The organism is Pseudomonas sp. ITEM 17296, assembly GCF_028895205.1.
GTDB classification, from domain to species: Bacteria; Pseudomonadota; Gammaproteobacteria; order Pseudomonadales; family Pseudomonadaceae; genus Aquipseudomonas; species Aquipseudomonas kermanshahensis.
The window spans coordinates 1-17,209 of sequence record NZ_WJRS01000043.1 but is presented as its reverse complement, the minus strand read 5'-3'; the positions used below and the strand labels follow the sequence as shown (position 1 = coordinate 17,209).

Annotated in this window: 12 protein-coding genes; 8 read left to right on the top strand and 4 right to left on the bottom strand. The window is 55.9% G+C overall.

Annotation, left to right across the window (positions count from 1 at the left end; all coding sequences use genetic code 11):
- Positions 1 to 59 precede the first annotated feature (59 nt).
- The 4 genes from GIB19_RS26935 to GIB19_RS26920 form a co-directional block, all read right to left on the bottom strand.
- Positions 60 to 2,150: a CDP-glycerol glycerophosphotransferase family protein gene (locus GIB19_RS26935; protein WP_274888695.1), complete on the bottom strand. Its 2,091-nt coding sequence runs from the start codon at positions 2,148 to 2,150 to the stop codon at positions 60 to 62.
- 115 nt (positions 2,151 to 2,265) lie between these two features.
- Positions 2,266 to 3,168, bottom strand: a complete 903-nt coding sequence (locus GIB19_RS26930) for an acyltransferase (protein ID WP_050580774.1) — start codon at positions 3,166 to 3,168, stop codon at positions 2,266 to 2,268.
- 72 nt (positions 3,169 to 3,240) lie between these two features.
- Complete coding sequence (locus tag GIB19_RS26925) at positions 3,241 to 4,023, bottom strand: DUF6270 domain-containing protein (protein ID WP_252827040.1); 783 nt, start codon at positions 4,021 to 4,023, stop codon at positions 3,241 to 3,243.
- 1 nt (position 4,024) lies between these two features.
- On the bottom strand, positions 4,025 to 4,768 hold the full coding sequence (locus GIB19_RS26920) for a DUF6270 domain-containing protein (protein WP_252827039.1): 744 nt from the start codon (positions 4,766 to 4,768) through the stop codon (positions 4,025 to 4,027).
- A gap of 1,485 nt (positions 4,769 to 6,253) precedes the next feature.
- On the opposite strand from GIB19_RS26920, the gene GIB19_RS26915 reads away from it, so the two are divergent.
- The 8 genes from GIB19_RS26915 to GIB19_RS26880 all read left to right on the top strand — a co-directional run bounded on the left by GIB19_RS26915 (position 6,254) and on the right by GIB19_RS26880 (position 17,082).
- Positions 6,254 to 7,282, top strand: a complete 1,029-nt coding sequence (locus tag GIB19_RS26915; protein WP_274888692.1) for a phosphotransferase family protein — start codon at positions 6,254 to 6,256, stop codon at positions 7,280 to 7,282.
- 186 nt (positions 7,283 to 7,468) lie between these two features.
- Complete coding sequence (locus GIB19_RS26910) at positions 7,469 to 9,490, top strand: capsular polysaccharide biosynthesis protein (RefSeq protein ID WP_274888690.1); 2,022 nt, start codon at positions 7,469 to 7,471, stop codon at positions 9,488 to 9,490.
- The gene (locus tag GIB19_RS26905) at positions 9,430 to 10,746 is read left to right on the top strand and encodes a capsule biosynthesis protein (protein ID WP_027595983.1); all 1,317 of its coding nucleotides are present in this window, start codon (positions 9,430 to 9,432) and stop codon (positions 10,744 to 10,746) included. Before GIB19_RS26910 ends, GIB19_RS26905 begins: the two co-directional genes overlap by 61 nt.
- A complete protein-coding gene (locus GIB19_RS26900; protein ID WP_027595982.1) occupies positions 10,743 to 11,519 on the top strand; it encodes an SDR family NAD(P)-dependent oxidoreductase in 777 nt (258 codons plus the stop codon). The genes GIB19_RS26905 and GIB19_RS26900 overlap by 4 nt, the downstream gene beginning before the upstream one ends.
- 7 nt (positions 11,520 to 11,526) lie before the next feature.
- The gene (locus GIB19_RS26895) at positions 11,527 to 13,335 is read left to right on the top strand and encodes an LTA synthase family protein (RefSeq protein ID WP_274888708.1); all 1,809 of its coding nucleotides are present in this window, start codon (positions 11,527 to 11,529) and stop codon (positions 13,333 to 13,335) included.
- 4 nt (positions 13,336 to 13,339) lie between these two features.
- The gene (locus GIB19_RS26890; RefSeq protein WP_085273750.1) at positions 13,340 to 13,909 is read left to right on the top strand and encodes a GNAT family N-acetyltransferase; all 570 of its coding nucleotides are present in this window, start codon (positions 13,340 to 13,342) and stop codon (positions 13,907 to 13,909) included.
- Positions 13,906 to 16,035: a capsular polysaccharide biosynthesis protein gene (locus tag GIB19_RS26885; RefSeq protein ID WP_274888685.1), complete on the top strand. Its 2,130-nt coding sequence runs from the start codon at positions 13,906 to 13,908 to the stop codon at positions 16,033 to 16,035. Before GIB19_RS26890 ends, GIB19_RS26885 begins: the two co-directional genes overlap by 4 nt.
- A gap of 3 nt (positions 16,036 to 16,038) precedes the next feature.
- On the top strand, positions 16,039 to 17,082 hold the full coding sequence (locus tag GIB19_RS26880; RefSeq protein ID WP_186682331.1) for a phytanoyl-CoA dioxygenase family protein: 1,044 nt from the start codon (positions 16,039 to 16,041) through the stop codon (positions 17,080 to 17,082).
- Positions 17,083 to 17,209: the final 127 nt, after the last annotated feature.

The window sequence follows — 17,209 nt, the reverse complement described above, 5'->3', positions numbered from 1 at the left end:
AACTCTGTGGGCGCATTAGGAATATTTCTTTGAGGTGAGTAATCAATCATAAGCGCAGACTAAGGTGATGTGATATCGCTTTTATTCAAAAGCTCCTCAATGGCAGCTATGGCTCGATTACAATTGTTTTGATCTGTATGAAGAAACTTATTGACTGTTGGCTCAGGCCATTTTTCCCCAGCGGCCCAGCTTTGAATAAGGGCTACTAACTCTGCCGGTTTTTTTACAGACGAACGGCCAAGTCCCTCTTTCAAATCGAAATAAGAGCCATGAGCCTGATCATACATTGGCAGGTCAAAATGGAAGAAAGCGACTGGCTTTTTCATGTACATGAAATCCCAAGCAACGGATGAATAGTCGGTGACTAGCATCTTCGCTTTCATCATCAATTCATTGATTGGCTCTTGCCCGTTGTAGACAATTTCAACATGAGGCGGGAGATCCGTGAAGCATCCAATATGCTTCGCAATCATCGGGTGTAGATAAAACTTAATTACCAGACCCTGCCTTTCGCACAAGCTTGATAAATCAGAGCTTTTCAAAAATGTCATGTAGTTTCTAAAAAAGTCGCTCGACATAAAGCTGTGTTGATTTGATCGTTGTAGCCATTTCCGCCAAGTAGGCATGACAAGTATTTCATTTGTAGTATTCGACTTATCTACCAACCTGTCAAACCGAGGAAGACCGACAACCGGTACCTCATGTGGTTGATAGCCGAATTCCCGGCAGATAATGTCCTGCTCTAACGTAGTCGACGAGAAAAACAAATCAGATGCGACACGCGGATTACTTCTGTGAAATGAGATTTTCTTTAGTGCAATAACACCATGCTGAAGAAAAACAAAAGGCTTTTTAGCCATTACTTGGCCAATTGGATCCGCCTTCGGTGGCGCGAGACGATAACCGTGATAACGAGACTGAGATGACACATACACACGAGCGGTAAGCAACGACCAGTAATGCCGTAAGGTATACTTCCCTATCACATGCCTACCATATTTCTTTAACTTAATCGCATCTGGGCTTCTGCGATCAATAATATACTTAACATCTAGATCTGCCCTGCTCCGCTTGAGTTCCTCAAACAACGCCAATCCGTTATCTTGAGCGGCTGAAGCCTCAAACTCGTAGAGCAGCCAAGTATTAGACTGCGGCCGCCGCATGAAATTGAAAGCTTTATATACGAGCGCGCGTTTGAACTTGTTAAAAATCGATAAAATCTCTTCCTCTACCCGGTGCGTAAAGAACAGTTCATCGCTATTGACTGCAGAGATGACTGATACGATATTACGATTCCCTATAGTGCCGAGCGACGCAATTGTGCGCACTTTCGAGTCTAAAGAAGCCGGAGTAGCCTTTGGAGTCCGCTCGTAAGATTCGCCATTAGCCCCTACGAGGGTAACTGATAACTTTAGACGACTTGGCGCTTTGAGCCGATCGTCACCATCAAACAGGTGTTTTGAAACATTGAATAGAAAGCCCGAATTTGTGTAGTCACAATCAGGAAATCCGTATCTGTTTTGATTACCCATGCTGCGCTTACGTTCACCTGGAACTCGCAGTACTTCCTCTCCAGCTTCATTTTTGAGTAACAAGAATGGCTCGAGATCAAGCGATGGTATCCCAGGTACAAAGGCGGAGCCCAATATGATGAACTCGTCTTTTTTGACCTTTACCGACTTCACATGTAAATGTTCAAGTCGTTTTACAGAACCTGCATGCTCAAACGCCTTCCTCACACGAAGGCGGGCACTCTTTCTGGTGTACGGAATATAAAGCTCGGCATCAAAAAGCTCACCCGCCCTCTGAAAGAATGTGCTCCCGATAAAGCGCTCATCGTTTGAGCTCACTTGCGCAGCAATTTCTTTACCCAATACGCGACTAATACCATTAGCCTTGCTGACATATCGAAACTGGTATGAGCCGCTGAGCTCAAGCACCTTGAAAGGCGCAACCCAAACCTCACCAGCCGAATCCGCTCTAAATCTCTCAAAATCCCATGTTTGTCCCGATTTTGTGTGCTCGAGAATCAATATAGAATTCGGTACCTTTTGAGCGAGCGGGATGGTAACTGTGATTCCAGTAGAGGTAAAAGCGAAAGCTGTATAGGCTAGTGTGCTAGGAGGCGCTTTTTCGAGTGCTTCACCCATTTTCAAAGATCCGTTAGTGCTTAATATTATCTACTGATACGCCGCCACTTCACGGACGACATCGACCTTACTATTTGAAATGCTTGGCGGTCTTACCGCCAAGCATCTAGGCGATTCAGGCCTCTGCAGGAATCTTCTCAAGTAGCTGAATAGCGACTTTATGCTGAGGATTCTTGTAAATCACAACTTGCAGGCACTGTCGAGCTGCCTTAAAGCTTCCCGACAGGTATTGCGACCGAGCGTAGTAGAACTGAGCATATCCTTCGAGATCTTCAAAGTTAGTGCCCGTATTCTTCATATACATGTCGATATCGAAAATGAGCTCTTTAGTTTCACCCGCCTTGATAGCTTGAGCCATTTCTTCTTTGGTGGGAAGGGTGGTTGGAACTTGTACTGCGCCAAGCGTAGCAACTGGCATCAGTTCGCGCTGCCAACTGATTCGGCTCTTGATAACTTTGGCCGGCACACCAGAAACTAATGTATAGCTAGGTACTGGACCAGATACAACCGAGTGACCACCCACAACGGAGCCACTACCAATTGTCACGCCCTTATAAATCGTAACGCCTTCACCAAGCCAGACATGGTCTTCAATCACGGTATTCTTGGCTGGATTGATCCGGTCGCCACTAATGAGGTCTACAATAGAGTGCATGTCCGAAGTTCTAATTTCGACATTGGACATCAAGCAGCCACGGCCAATACGGATAGAAGCACCTTCCCATGCACTCAAGTGAGAATGCCGATTAAAGATGGTATTTTCACCAATTTCAATTTTGCTGAGTGGGGCAATCTGCAGCAACCCGTTTAGTTTTACGTTATCACCAACGATGAGTGTGCCGCTACCGCCCAGCATTTCGATGCGTACGTTCTCAAACGTTACATTTGCACCAATTTTAATGACGCAGTCTACACCCTTAAAATTAAGAGAATTCTTACCGTGGAAAATAGGCGTTGCGCCATCAAACCTATTACCTACGGCCGTAAACTCACCAAAAAAATCACTTTCACTAGTCATGCTTAATCCATCATTTTTCAAACAGAGCGGTTAAGGGGCGCGAACCTGAATGCGTCAAACCATTGACAGCTTTCAACTGCTGAGCTGATCCCTGTGACACAGGAGCGAAAACTTACTGATAAAATCTAACTGGTACTGCCTTTCGAAATGATAGGGCTCAAGGCCGAACGGGTAGCTTTCGTCACCTAGATAATACCGGTTGCGCATATCCACGGTCGTGACATCCCTTTCACTCAAAATCTGCTCATAGAATTTATTTAGCAAACTATTTGCTTTTTCAATATAACTGTATTTGGGGCCCTCAAACTTTACATGCTCCCCTTTTTTATTGATAAATGCATCTGTAAACTCGAACAGGTGTAAAACAACCCGCGAATCTGGCAGCAGTCGCTTCATCAAATCAATAAAATCAAAGAAAGCTTGGAGGACTTGGGGTAACTGTTCAGGTGAATTCAGCAAACTGACGGCGGTAAGTCGCTCTTTGTTCTTTTTGTAGAACTCAGTTTTCATTAGACTGTTAGGATTGCAAGTGACAATAGACTCATTGACATTACAAACGCCATAGTGCGTATCCGCATAAAGATCGAGAATAATGTAATCTGGCTTTAGTGATACCAGCTTCCTGATATGCGCCTTTTCAATGTCCTCTTTCAAATATGCCAGTTGCTTCTCATTGAGACGACCGACCAACTCATCATCCGCTACTTTCGTGGGGGGCGCGACAAGCGAAATAAATGAAGACTGCCAAACAGTTGCAACACACTCAAAGTTTTCCCGATAAAAAGGCACAAAACTCCGATTGAAACAATCCCGCGTCACACACGCGCCAACGACTGCTACTTTTGTCTTTTCCATGTCATTCACTCCTCTCGAACTTCGCTTCCAAGACCTTGTTAGCAAACAATCCTAGCATGTGTGTATTGTATTTATTTTCATATTTTGCAAGACCCACCCCCCAAGGATGAAGCTCGTGACCATGAAACTTGAACGGATCACTTTTAATTACAGCATCAAACATACACTCACCTTCGGAATTAATCCGCTTTAAGAGAGTGCTTTTTGCATCATAGTCATCCCGCCGAACCTTCCTAGGAATACCTTCTTTATCTATATAGGAATTCATCAATGGCGCACTATGCAGAACAACCAAAGCTTTGGGACATATTTCTCTAACAGTATCAACCAGACGTTTACATGCAACCGACCAGCCACTCACAAAGTCGTCTTCGTCGGAAAATATCCGTGTCCGATCCACAAGATCATCTTTTAAATGCTTGAGCATTATCGGATTTCTAGTAACGATACTTCCATCGTGCTGCACGCTGGTATACATAACATCAGAAACAAAATCTACAACCACTACTTCCGGAGCGAAACCTTGCAGCCTCTGCGGCCACACCTTATTGAGGTTATTCTCAACAATCATTCTGTCCCAGGTAGAATAGGCACTGAAATCAACAGCATTCTTGACTGGCCCCGCAACATTACTCACAGTAGTGGTTTGATAACTAATAATTTCCGTCTTATAAAAAGAAACATCGTACGCATTAAAAATAAATATTCCACGCGTTGCTTCCGACCCAATTATTCCTACTTTCATTTTAGTTCCCTAATTCTATTTTTAGTGGTCAGGCAGCTGGTCGGACAGCTTATTGTCCTCAGCATCAAATATTCCTACCGAAGACCTGTACGCTTTGAAATAACGAAACTTTGGCACGTCATGGAATAAAAAAAACTCTTCATCATCCATGTCCACGCCCGACGAACATCTTGAAGGCCGATTAGGACTCCGCGTCCAATCTCTGGGTTCCGTCAAAATGTCGAATTCAGCAAAAGGACACGCGCACCACGATAATTGGACGCCACAAGACACATCCTCGAACGTCTGAGGGGGCCGCTGGAGAGAACGCAGACTATAACGGGCAGTATCAGTCAGCCTCCACGGACTATCGACGTAAAACGGAGCTGCACAGCGTGCTATCGGAAGTAGCACCGTACGCAGGGAATGTGGGAATGAGGTGAGATTCAAGATGATGCACTGCATTGGGCGCCCAGCGGATCAACCGGGGCAGCGAAATCAATTTCAATGAAATGCCCTACCTTTCGCGGGGAAAAGGCATGCACGCTGCTTCCATTCTTCATATCCGCTAAGGTTAATCTGACCAGACTAGCTCAGTCAAGGCAGTCATGTACGCACGCAGACAGACGCCCCCCGCCATGGTGCATGGTGTGAGGCTTCAGACGCCAAGCATCATCCAATCTCAGATCGAATTAAGAGATGGGTAGCCCCGCAGCAGATTATTGAATGGTGATACTACAATGACATCACGGCACCGTCAGGGCATTTACCTTTGCGTTGAGCTCAGGGTGCAATTGTGGGGCTGAGCCACAGACCATGAAGGTGAATACGAAGATGACTACGAGTGCTGTAATCGCCCGCCTACAAAGACAGGGAGGTCACGATTCCCGACAGATCAGTCAGGTTGACTGCTCATACGCCCAGGCCTACGCGACCACCTAGATCCAAAGGCACTACGCTTGTCAGCCACTCTAGCTTAGGAATGATAATCCTCGCACTGGTGAATTCTCTTCGCAGTGGCGAGTGTGACCACTAAAACGGCTAAAGAAATTGATAGGCCGGAAATCAAAACTGCCATTTGAATCCACATACGTGCATCTCCCTGAACAGATAGGTCCGACTATCCACCGAGATCGTTACAGCAATGAGACACCGTGCTGACCGCCTGTCGCCCCCCCCCTACACACTGCCTTGCGCACGAGAGTGATAGCTATCTTGGTGCGCCCAATGCATGCTCCGGGATTTTCGTTTTATTAAAGGAGTAGCCTTTGAACGCTAGGGAATGGGGGCTTATCCATCCTGTCACCCAGGCAGCCCTGCTAAACCGTGTGGATACTCGCCATTTACCTGTTTGAATCTAAAAGCGAGAGACGCAGGCGCGCAGCCCCTTCCGCCCCAATAGCGCTGTGATCAAAATTTTTGGTTGTAGGACCTTCGGGGATGGCGCAGCATTACGCCCCCAAATAGCTACCCGAATGAATCCAAGGCGCTGCCTACCAAAATGTTATGACTTCCACCGCAGAGCAAAAAATCTTATTTCGCTGGCGGCGCGCCGCGCTCGAGGACCACTTACGTGCCTTGACCCCCGGGTGGCGTGATCAACCCCTGATCATCCGGAGCCGCGAACTGCCTTTCAATGCCTCCTTCGTCAACTATGTCCGACACCACCGCTTAATTGACCCAACGACTGGCCAGCAGGTAGATCTCGTCGAAAAATCGATTCGCAAAATTGGATTCTTAAGTAGCCAAGAGGCGCGTTTTTACCGGGCACAGGGTATGCTTTCTGAATCGAAGCGCTTCCGTCACCCGCCCTGTCTTGGCGTAATAGAAACGCCTTGGGAAAGCATTATTTTCACGACGTATGTGCGCGGTAAGCCCCCGCGAATGCAGGCGATTGCCAGATATTTGGGCCATTGCATTGCAGAGCAGGAGCACCTCAGCCATCAATATCTACGCTCCCGGCCAGGGCGGGAAAAGCCATTGCTTTGGAGCATGGACTTCTTTCAGCCTTGGTTTTTGCTGCGCCCGCGCTTTAACTTCGCTCGCTATTTAGACAGTTTCGCGGGACTGGCACATGAAGACCGGATGTTCTTAGGAATCGCTGATAGGCTCAAAGCTTTCGTACCCCTGACCAAACGCTTAGCTAAGCAAGCACGAAGCAGCCAGCGGTGCATTAGTCATATGGATTACCTACGTAAGAACCTGTTCGTAAACCGAGGCCACTTGCACCTGATCGATTGGAGCGAGGTTAAGGTTGGACGCATAGGTTTTGATGGTGGGGCGTACCTGGGCAGCCTCTTCAGGAGGAAAGACCTAGCGGTATTCCTCTCGGCAGAGGCTCAATTCATAGAGGGGTACCTCGCAGGTCTGCCAACCCAGTACTCACACGAAGAGGCCCTTCGTAATTTGCGCTACGTGTTCCTGTTGACAGCTCTGTATCACACGCTGCGCCCTGAAAACATCTGTGAACACCGCACCTTAGGAACCTTGCCATTGCTCCTAGAAAAATGTGAACACTTACTCACCCTGCTTTAATTAGATATCACTATGATATCACCCTCCGAAAAATGGTGAAATCTTGGAGATTTCTGTCGTATTTTTTCTGGGAGGCCATCCCAAAAACCTGAATCTGTATTAAGATTCGCCGCTTAAAATCGCCCACTGGATTCATAAGGCCTTCTGACCTTAGCTGTCCCGGCACCGGAACGCCGCTACACGTTTATGGATGATGCTTTGCCTCGCCAACGCTTGCTGATCCTGTCCAAAGGGGCTCAGCAGATCACCACCTTACCTTCTCTACTGCCCGATTTCGAGCTGCAGAACGGAGCTGTGGGTGACGTTCAAGCGACCGACTGGGTGATGGCATGGGGACGTAAACCGAGCGCTCATCTGGCCATGGCCGAGGCGTACAAGGCAGGTAAGCCAGTGCTAACCCTAGAAGACGGTTTTGTCCGCTCTGTGGGGCTAGGTGCAGAGGAACCACCGCTGTCCTTAATCGTCGATGACGTAGGGATTTATTACGATGCCAGCCAGCCCTCGCGATTGGAGCAGTTGATTACAGAACCGCTGACAGCAGACCAGCATCAACGTGCTACGGCGCTGAAAGCGCTGTGGCAGGATCAGCGCATCTCCAAGTACAACGATGCGCGCATTGAGCAGCCTGCTCTACCAGAGAACTGTGTGCTGGTGGCAGACCAGACTTTGGGCGATGCTTCGTTGCAAGGCGCAACAGCTGGTGATTTCGCGGCGATGCTCCGTGCGGCTCTGGCCCGTTACCCCGACAGCACTGTTCTTCTCAAAATACATCCTGACGTACTGGCTCGGCGCAAGATGGGACATTTCGACTTGGCTATGGTAGCAAAGCTGCCGCGTGTGAAGATCCTGACCCAACACACACATCCAGCCGAGCTTTTGCCCAAGATGCGTGCGGTTTACGTGATGACATCCCAGTTGGGGTTTGATGCTTTGTTATGGGATGTAAAGGTCCACACTTGGGGTATGCCATTTTATGCAGGGTGGGGCTTGACTGAAGATCGCCTGCCGGCACCAGCGCGACGCACTCCGGTGTGCCTTACCCAGTTGATTCATGCCAGCCTGGTGCGCTATCCGCGCTACGTCTGCCCGGAACGGGGCATTCCGTGCACGCCAGAGTCCTTGATCGAATGGTTGGGGCTGCAACGCCGCCACCGCAGCTTGCTGCCAGCTTCCGTGCAGGTATGCGGGTTCAGTCGCTGGAAAGAACCATTAGCAGCGCTCTTTTTCAGCGGCAGTGCAATTCGGTTCGTCAAACCTAAAAAGCGCGCATCCCCCTCAATGCCAGTGGTGGCTTGGGGATGCAAACATGATGCAGAGTTATTGAATCATCCCTATCCAGTCCATCGCGTGGAGGACGGCTTTTTACGGTCTGTCGGCTTGGGCGCTGGCAAGGCACGCCCGCTTTCGTGGATAGTCGATGATGTGGGGATTTATTACGACGCCACACGGCCATCACGCCTTGAACACATGTTAGCTAGCGGTAATTTCGAGGCCGCACTGCTAACCCGCGCGCAAGCGCTACGCGAGTCAATCTGCAACGCGGGGCTTACCAAATACAACCTTCCCGGAAAGCCCTGGCAACGGCCACCAGACGCACAAACAGTCATTCTCGTTACTGGACAGGTCGAAGGTGATGCCTCTATCCGCTTCGGCGGCACCAGCATTTTCACCAATTTGCAATTACTGCGCGCCGTACGCGAGAAAAACCCTCAGGCGTGGGTGCTTTACAAACCTCACCCAGAGGTACTCGCAGGTACCCGCTCGAGCGGCAGCGATGAAGCTCAGACGGTTCACTGGTGCGACGAGGTGATCGGCGACACCCCCTTGCAACAATTGCTTGCAGTGGTGGACGAAGTTCATGTTCTTACTTCGCAATCAGGCTTTGAAGCACTGCTGCGCGGGGTACCGGTTACCACTTACGGCCAGCCTTTTTACGCGGGCTGGGGGTTGACTGTTGATCATGAATTGGATGACCAAGTTCGGCGCCGACGCTGTCGTCCCGTGACCTTGGATGAATTGGTAGCGGCCACGCTGTTGCTTTATCCCACGTATGTGAGCCTGGTAACCAATCGTTTTACCACAGCCGAACAGACTCTCTACGAATTACAACATTGGCATGCATTACCGCAGCCCGGAGCAACTTCTAAATGGCAGGATTTGAAACGACGGTTGAGCAGTTTGCTGGGCAGGAAGCGCCCGGCCAACTGATCGTCGAACCGACGCGTCGTCCGCTATTAGGGATTCCGCGTAACAATTTTTTGTTTTTGCAAAGTGTCAGCTCGCCCTTCTTCAGTCGACTAGCCCAAGGGCTTAGAGCGATTGACCAGCGCGTACACAGCATAAGTTTCAACGTCGGTGATGTACTTTACAGCTCGGGTTCGCGCCGCCGCTGCGGGCTGCAAACGGGAGAGCTGGAGGGCTACTACTCTCAGGTTTTTCGGGATTTAGACATTACCGACCTGGTACTTTTTGGCGACTGCCGTCCAGTGCACCAAGTGGCGATAAAGCTTGCTCGCCTGCAAGGTATCCGCGTGCACGTGTTCGAGGAAGGCTACTTCCGCCCTTACTGGATCACCCTGGAACGTGATGGTGTTAACAATAATTCACGCTTGCCGCGGGACCCGGAGTGGTACCGCGAAGTGGGCAAATACATCCCGCGCTACCAAAACGGCAAGTCATTCAAACTGTCCTTCACGGCACGCGCAGCACATGATGTGATTTATCATGCAGGCGGCGCGCTCAACGCCCTGTTCTACCCGAAATACCGCACCCATGCGCCCTTCAACGCCGCAGTGGAATACGCTGGTTTCATCCGCCAAGGCCTACGCCTCCTCCGCGCCCGCAGCCGCGACGACGCCCTAGTCGCCGACGTCGCCTCTGAGCGCCAGCCCACCTACCTGCTACCACTGCAACTGGACAGCGACGCGCAGATCCGCGATCACTCGCCGTTTGAGAACATGACCCAGGTCATCGAGCACGTGATCGACTCGTTCTCGCTGAACGCTCCGTTCAATGCCCGCCTGTTGGTCAAGAACCACCCGTTGACGCCTGGGCTGGTTAACTATCGGCGCGTCACCGAGGCGCTGGCGCGTGAATACGACGTAGCCGACCGGGTCGAGTTCATGGAAAGCGGGCACATGCCAACCCTGCTCTCGCACATCAATGGCATGATCACGGTCAACAGCACCGCCGGCGCATCAGCCATCCTCCACGGCCGCCCAACCATCACGCTGGCCGACCCAATCTACGCCATGCCCGGCCTGACCCACCAAGGCGCGCTGGCCGATTTCTGGCAATCCCCGGACATGCCAGACATCAAGCTCTTTCATCGTTTTCGCAACACAGTCATCCACACCACCCAGGTCAACGGCGGTTTCTACACCGGCTGCGGCATCGACATGGCGGTCACCAATTGCCTCGAAGTGCTGATGGCGAAAACTTCAAGAATCGAAAAATACCTATGAACCACACCGCTTCACCCCGCTGCATCCTCATCACCGGCGCCACCGGCGGCATCGGCGGCGCGCTGGCGCCTGCCTATGCCGCGCCGGGCGTGACGCTGATTCTGCAAGGCCGGCGTCTGGACCGCCTGGATGAGATGGCCGAGCAGTGCCGCGCCTTGGGCGCCGAGGTACTGCTGGAAGCCATCGACGTGCGCGACCTGGATGGCCTGCGGGCGATGGTGCGGCGGGTCAGCGAGGCGCATCAGCCGGACTTGGTGCTGGTCGGTGCCGGGCTCAACACGGCAGTGGGCGCCAATGGCGAGGCCGAGTGCTGGGACGACAGCCGGGCGTTGCTGGAGGTGAATGTGATGGCGGCGCTGGCCACTGTGGAAGCAGCGCTGCCAGCCATGCGCAGCCGAGGCCATGGGCAGATTGCGCTGTTCAGCTCGCTGGCGGGCTGGCGTGGGCTGCCGGTGACGCCTACCTACAGTGCCAGCAAGGCGGCGATTCGGGTGTATGGCGAAGCGATCCGCGATTGGCTGGCGCCGGAAGGGGTGAAGGTGAATGTGATCGTGCCGGGCTACGTGGAATCGAAGATGTGCTTCGAAATGCCGGGGCCCAAGCCGTTTTTGTGGACCGCCGAAAAAGCAGCCAAGCGCATCAAGCGTGGGCTGGCTGCTAACCAGGCGCGTATCAGTTTTCCGTTCCCGCTCAACCTGGGCACCTGGCTGCTGGGGCTGATCCCGCAGTGGCTTTCTTCGATGATCCTGCGTGGGCTGAAGTACAGTGATTGATGTTTCTCTGCTGCCGGTTGCGTTGATCGGCCTGATGCTGACCGTGCTGGTCGAACGCTTGTTGATACCCCGCCCTGCCCTGCGCCGCCCGGCCGACTGCTGGATGCTGCATGTGGGGTTGTGGTGCGTGGGGTTTGGGTTGCTGTATGCGCTGACCGCGCGGCCGCTGTTCAGTGGCGTGAACCTGCTGTTGCTGTGGGTGCTGATCGTGCTGGTGAGCAACTCGAAGTACCACTCGCTGCGCGAACCGTTTGTGTGTGCGGATTTCGAGTACTTCAGCGATGCGGTGAAGTTTCCGCGGTTGTATTTGCCGTTCTTTGGGTTTGGTAAAGCGGCAGTGCTGGCGGTCGGGTTTCTGGTTTACCTGTGGGCGGGGTTGCGCTTCGAGGTGCCGGGGGCGCGGGTTGAGGCGTTGCTGCCGGTGGTGATTGGCCTGGGGTTGCTGCGGTTGGGGCATCGTCGGGTGGTGCCGAGCTTTGATGCTGAGCGCGATGTGCGGGGCTGGGGGTTGGCGGCTAGTTTGTGGCGGTATTTTTGGGCAGCGCGGGCGCCGGTTGATCAGGCTGGGTTGGGGTCGCCGTTTGCTTGTGAGGATAGTGTCAGGGCGGCTGGTGCATTCGCGGGTAAACCCGCTCCCACAGGGAATGGGGGTGGGGTGGGGTCGCCGGTTGCTTGTGAGGTCAGTGTTAGGGCGGCTGGCGCATTCGCGGGTAAACCCGCTCCCACAGGGAATGGGGGTGGGGTGGGGTCGCCGGTTGACTGTGAGGGTAGTGTCAGGGCGGCTGGCGCATTCGCGGGTAAACCCGCTCCCACAGGGAATGGGGGTGGAGTGGGGTCGCCGGTTGACTGTGAGGGTAGTGTCAGGGCGGCTGGCGCATTCGCGGGTAAACTCGCTCCCACGGGGAATGGGCTGGCGGACTTGGTGTCGGTGCAGAGCGAGTCGTTCTTTGATGTGCGTGGCTTGTGGCCTGGCGTGCGGGCTGAGGTGCTGGGCGAGTATGACGTGCTGGCCAGCCAGGCGCTCGCGCGCGGCAAGCTGCAGGTGGCGGCGTGGGGGGCCAACACGGTGCGTACCGAATTCGCCTACCTCACGGGCATCCCGTCCGAGCGGCTTGGCGTGCACCGTTTCAACCCTTATCGCGTACTGGCGCGCCGGGGCTTGCCGAGCATCGCTTCGCGGCTGAAGGCGCTGGGCTACCGCACGGTGTGCATTCACCCGTATGACGGGGGGTTCTACGGCCGCAATAAAGTGCTGCCGGCGTTGGGCTTCGATGAGTTCATCGATGTGCGCGCGTTCAACCCTTCGCAAAAGGCTGGGCCGTTCATTGGCGACTGTGCGGTGGCGCAGAAAATTCGTGAACTGCTGGAGGCGCCTGGGCGTACTCAGCCGTTGTTCATCCACGCGGTCACCATGGAAAACCACGGGCCGCTGCACCTGGAAAGCGTGGCCGAGCACGAGCTGCCGGCCTGGTTCGACCGCCCGCTGCAACCGGGCATGCAAGACCTGGCGCCTTACCTGCGGCATATCGGCAATGCCGATCGCATGCTTGGCATGCTGCGCGAAACGTTACTGAGCCAGCCCAACGAGGCGCTGCTGTGCTTCTTTGGTGACCATGTACCGATCCTGCCCGAGGTTTACCAGGCGGTCGGCGCGCCGGCCGGCGACACTGACTACCTGATCTGGTCCAACCGGCGCCAGCCTGGCAGCCAAGCGTGCCCCATCGCTGTGCACAAGCTGTCCAGCGCACTGCTGGCACACGCCCAGGCGCCCGCACAGGGCCAAGCGGCGCACAGTGCCGTGGCTGGGGTAGCCTGAAAACGTGGTGCGCATCGTTCTGGGATCGGACCTGGCGCCGGAGCGTGCCGCAGACCCTGCCTTGGCTCAGTTGCTGACCCAGGGGCGCGGTTCGCTGGCGTTTCTGATCGGTAACCCTGCTTGCCGCTATCGCCTGCTGGGCGGGGCCATTCACTGGGACCGCGTGCTGCTGGCCTTCGAAGGCGAGCAGGCGCTGGGTTTTGCCGCCTTGAAGCATGACGGGCGTGGGCCATTTGCGTTGCACTGGCGGCCGTTCATTCGCGAGTTCGGGCTAATCAGTGGCTGGGTGCGCTTTGCCGGGTTTTGCCTGAGCGAGCTGCGCGAGTGGCGTTACCCGTTCTTGTTGTATGGGCTGCGCGTGAGCAAAGCAGCTCGCCAGCAAGGCATGGGGGCGGCGTTGGTGCAGGCGTGCTGTACGCATGCGGCCAAGCTGGGCTTTACCCAGGTCGAACTGGAAGTGCCGCTGAACAACCCACGGGCCAAACGGCTGTACCTGCACAATGGCTTTGCCCTGCGCCGCAAGCGTTGGGTGCCGTTCCCGCCGGTGCGTGGCATGTGGCGGGGGGTGCCATGAACCGTATTGAAGCGCCGGCAGCGGTGACCTTGCAAGCACTGGTGGACGGCCCGGGTTGGGTCGGCATCATGTCCCAGTGGGTTGCCTGGAAGGTGTTGCACCTGCCGCAGTTTCTTGGGCCCGAGGGCCCGCCCTTCTGGCTCTGGCGCCGGGGTAGCAAGGCGCCGAAGGGGCTCAAGGCGATTGCCGGCATCGGCTACAAACAGTCTTCTGCGCAGGCGCGCGTGTTGTGCCAGCGCTGGGGGCTGCCTTATATCGCGCTGGAGGATGGTTTTTTACGGTCTTCGTCGCTGGGCATCGAAGGCGACACGCCGATGTCGATGGTGGTCGACCCGATAGGTATTCACTACCTGGCAGACCGGCCTTCGCTGCTCGAGAACATCCTGCAACAGCCCGAAGCGCTGACCGAGCATGAGCTGGAGTGCGCGCACGCGCTGATCTCGCTGATGCGCAGCACGGGCATCGGCAAGTACAACAATGCCCAGGACCTGCCCGCAGACGACCCGCTGGGCCGTGAGCGGCCGTTGGTGCTGGTGGTCGACCAGACGGCGGGCGACTATTCGATCCCCGGTGGCGGTTTGTGCGAAGCGGACTACGTGCGCATGCTCGATGTCGCCTTGGCCGAGCACCCTGATGCCGATGTGCGGGTGCGTATTCACCCGGACTGCCTGGGCGGGCAGAAACCCAGCTGCCTGCTGGCCGCCGCGCAAGCCCGGGGCGTGCCGCTGGAGGCACGACCAGTGGCGTGGGCGTCGTTGGCCAAGCGGGCTCAGCGGGTGTATGTGGGCACCAGCCAGGCTGGGCTCGAGGCGTTGATTCAGGGCGTGGCGGTGACCTGCTTCGGGCTGCCGTTTTACGCTGGCTGGGGCCTGACCGACGACCGCATGCCCATCCCCCGCCGCCAGGCGCGGCCGAGCCTGGAGCAACTGGTGGCGGCGGCGTACATCCGTTATTGCCGCTATGTCGACCCACTCACCGGCCAGCTGACCGATGCGCTGACCGTCGCTCGCCAGCTGGCGCGCAAAAAGGCACGCGACACTGAATTTGCCGGGCCTACCACAGTGCTGGGGGTCAAGCGCCACAAGCAGCACAACATTCGCCGCTTCTTTGCCAGCCGCTGGGGCCAGCTGCGCTTTACCGTGGATAGCCCGCAACTGGTGCAGCAGGTGGCGGCAGAAAACGGCCGGCTGCTGGTGTGGGCCGCGCGGGAGCCCGCCAGCCTGGCTGAACGCGCGCGCCAGCAGGGGGTGCCGATCTGGCGGGTCGAGGACGGCTTCATGCGGTCCACGGGGTTGGGGGTGAGTAACAGCCCGGCCCTGTCGTTGGTGCTGGACCGTGGCGGTATTCACTATGACGCCGCGTCGGACAGTGACCTGGAGTGGCTGCTGCTCAATACCGACTTCGATGACGCCAGCCTGGCCGAAGCCGCGCAGTTAAGGGCGCAGATCGTCGCCAGCGGCACCAGCAAGTTCAACCTGCGCAGCGGGCCGATTCCGCCGTTGCTGGGCCAGCCGGGCCAAACACGGGTGCTGGTGGTCGGCCAGGTCGAAGATGACGCTTCGGCGCTGTGCAGCGGCGGCGGCGCAGGCTGCAATCTGCGCCTGCTGCAACGGGTGCGCGCGCAGTTGCCGGACGCCTGGATCATCTACAAACCCCACCCGGACGTCGAGGCCGGCAAGCGCCAAGGTCAAGTTGCCCCGGCACTACTGGCGGGCCTGGCTGACCAGGTGTTGGGCGGTGTCGATATCGCCAGCCTCTACGGCCAGGTCGATGCGCTGCACACCTTGAGCTCCACCGCTGGCTTCGAAGCGCTGCTGCGCGGCGTGCCGGTGGTGACTTACGGCACACCGTTCTACGCCGGCTGGGGGTTGACCCACGACCACCAGCCGCTGCCGCGCCGCACCCGGCGCCTGACCCTGGACCAGTTGGTAGCCGGCGCCTTGATGCGCTATGCGAGCTATGCCGACGTTCAGCAAGACTTGCCCTGTGATGCCTGGCACGCCCTCGCTTGCCTGTCGATGCCGCGCCCTGCGCGGTTGGCCGAACACCGGCGCGTGGCGCCGCTGCTCAATTACTCCCGGACCATGCTCGGCTGCGGCCGGCCACTGGCCCCATCAAAGGACTAGAACATGCCCGTATCGATCAAGGACATCGGCCGCTATGCGGCGCTCCCCTGGCATTGCATGCAACTGGCCACCCACGCGAAATCGTTCGAGAACAACCCGGTGCTCGGCAGTGCGCGGCTCAACGCCCTTGGCCTGCATGTGCAGCGACGCCAATTGGCGATGGCCATGGCCAGCTACCGTCGCCAGGCCCTGGCATCGCGCCTGGATGCCGGCGAGCGTGCGCATTTTGAGGAAAACGGGTTTTTCATCCGCGAAAACGCCCTGCCCGCTGACCAGTTCGCGGCGTTGCGCGCAGAGTTGGGTGCCTTGCGCAGCACGGGTTGGGAGATGCGCCAAGGGCGTGCGGTTACCCGCCGGGTCAGCCTTGATCAGGATGTGCTGGCCAGCAACCCGGCCAGTGCGGCGTTTGTGGCGGACCGTGGGGTACGGGACCTGATTGCCTATGCATCGTCCAATACGGGCGGCATTACCTATCAGCTGCAGTCGATCATCATCGATGCTGCAAATGCCGACCAAGACCCGCAAACCCGCCTGCACGCAGACACCTTCCACCCCACCGCCAAGGCGTGGTTATTCTTGGATGACGTGGCCGACGACCAGGGGCCGTTCAGCTATGTGCCGGGGTCGCACCGCCTGACGCCCGAGCGCCTGGCCTGGGAGTATCAGCAAAGCCTGGGCGCTGCCCGCTCGACCGAACAGATGCACCGCGAGGGCTCGTTCCGTATCGACACCCCCGACCTCGCAGCCCTCGGCCTGCCGCAGCCGCGCCGCTTTGCGGTGCCCGCCAATACCCTGGTGGTGGCCGATACATCCGGCTTCCACGCCCGTTGCGCCAGCCACCAGGCCAGCCACCGGGTAGAAATTTACGCCAGCTTGCGGCGCAACCCGTTCATCCCTTGGCGCGGGGCGCACCTGTTTGCCCTGCCGTGGATTGCCAACCATCACATGCGCTGGGACATCCGCCTGAAGCGCTGGATGGGGTTTGACAAGAAGAGCCATTGGCGGTTTGTGGAGCAGCTGAATGCCTATGAGCCGCCGCATATTTAAGGCGGTTATCCCGTCGGTCAGCACGGACCTGTAGGAGCAGCCTTGTGCTGCGAAGACGCCAGTGGCAGCAACGAAGATTGATTGTGCTGGCACCGGCCTCTTCGCAGCACAAGGCTGCTCCAAGGGG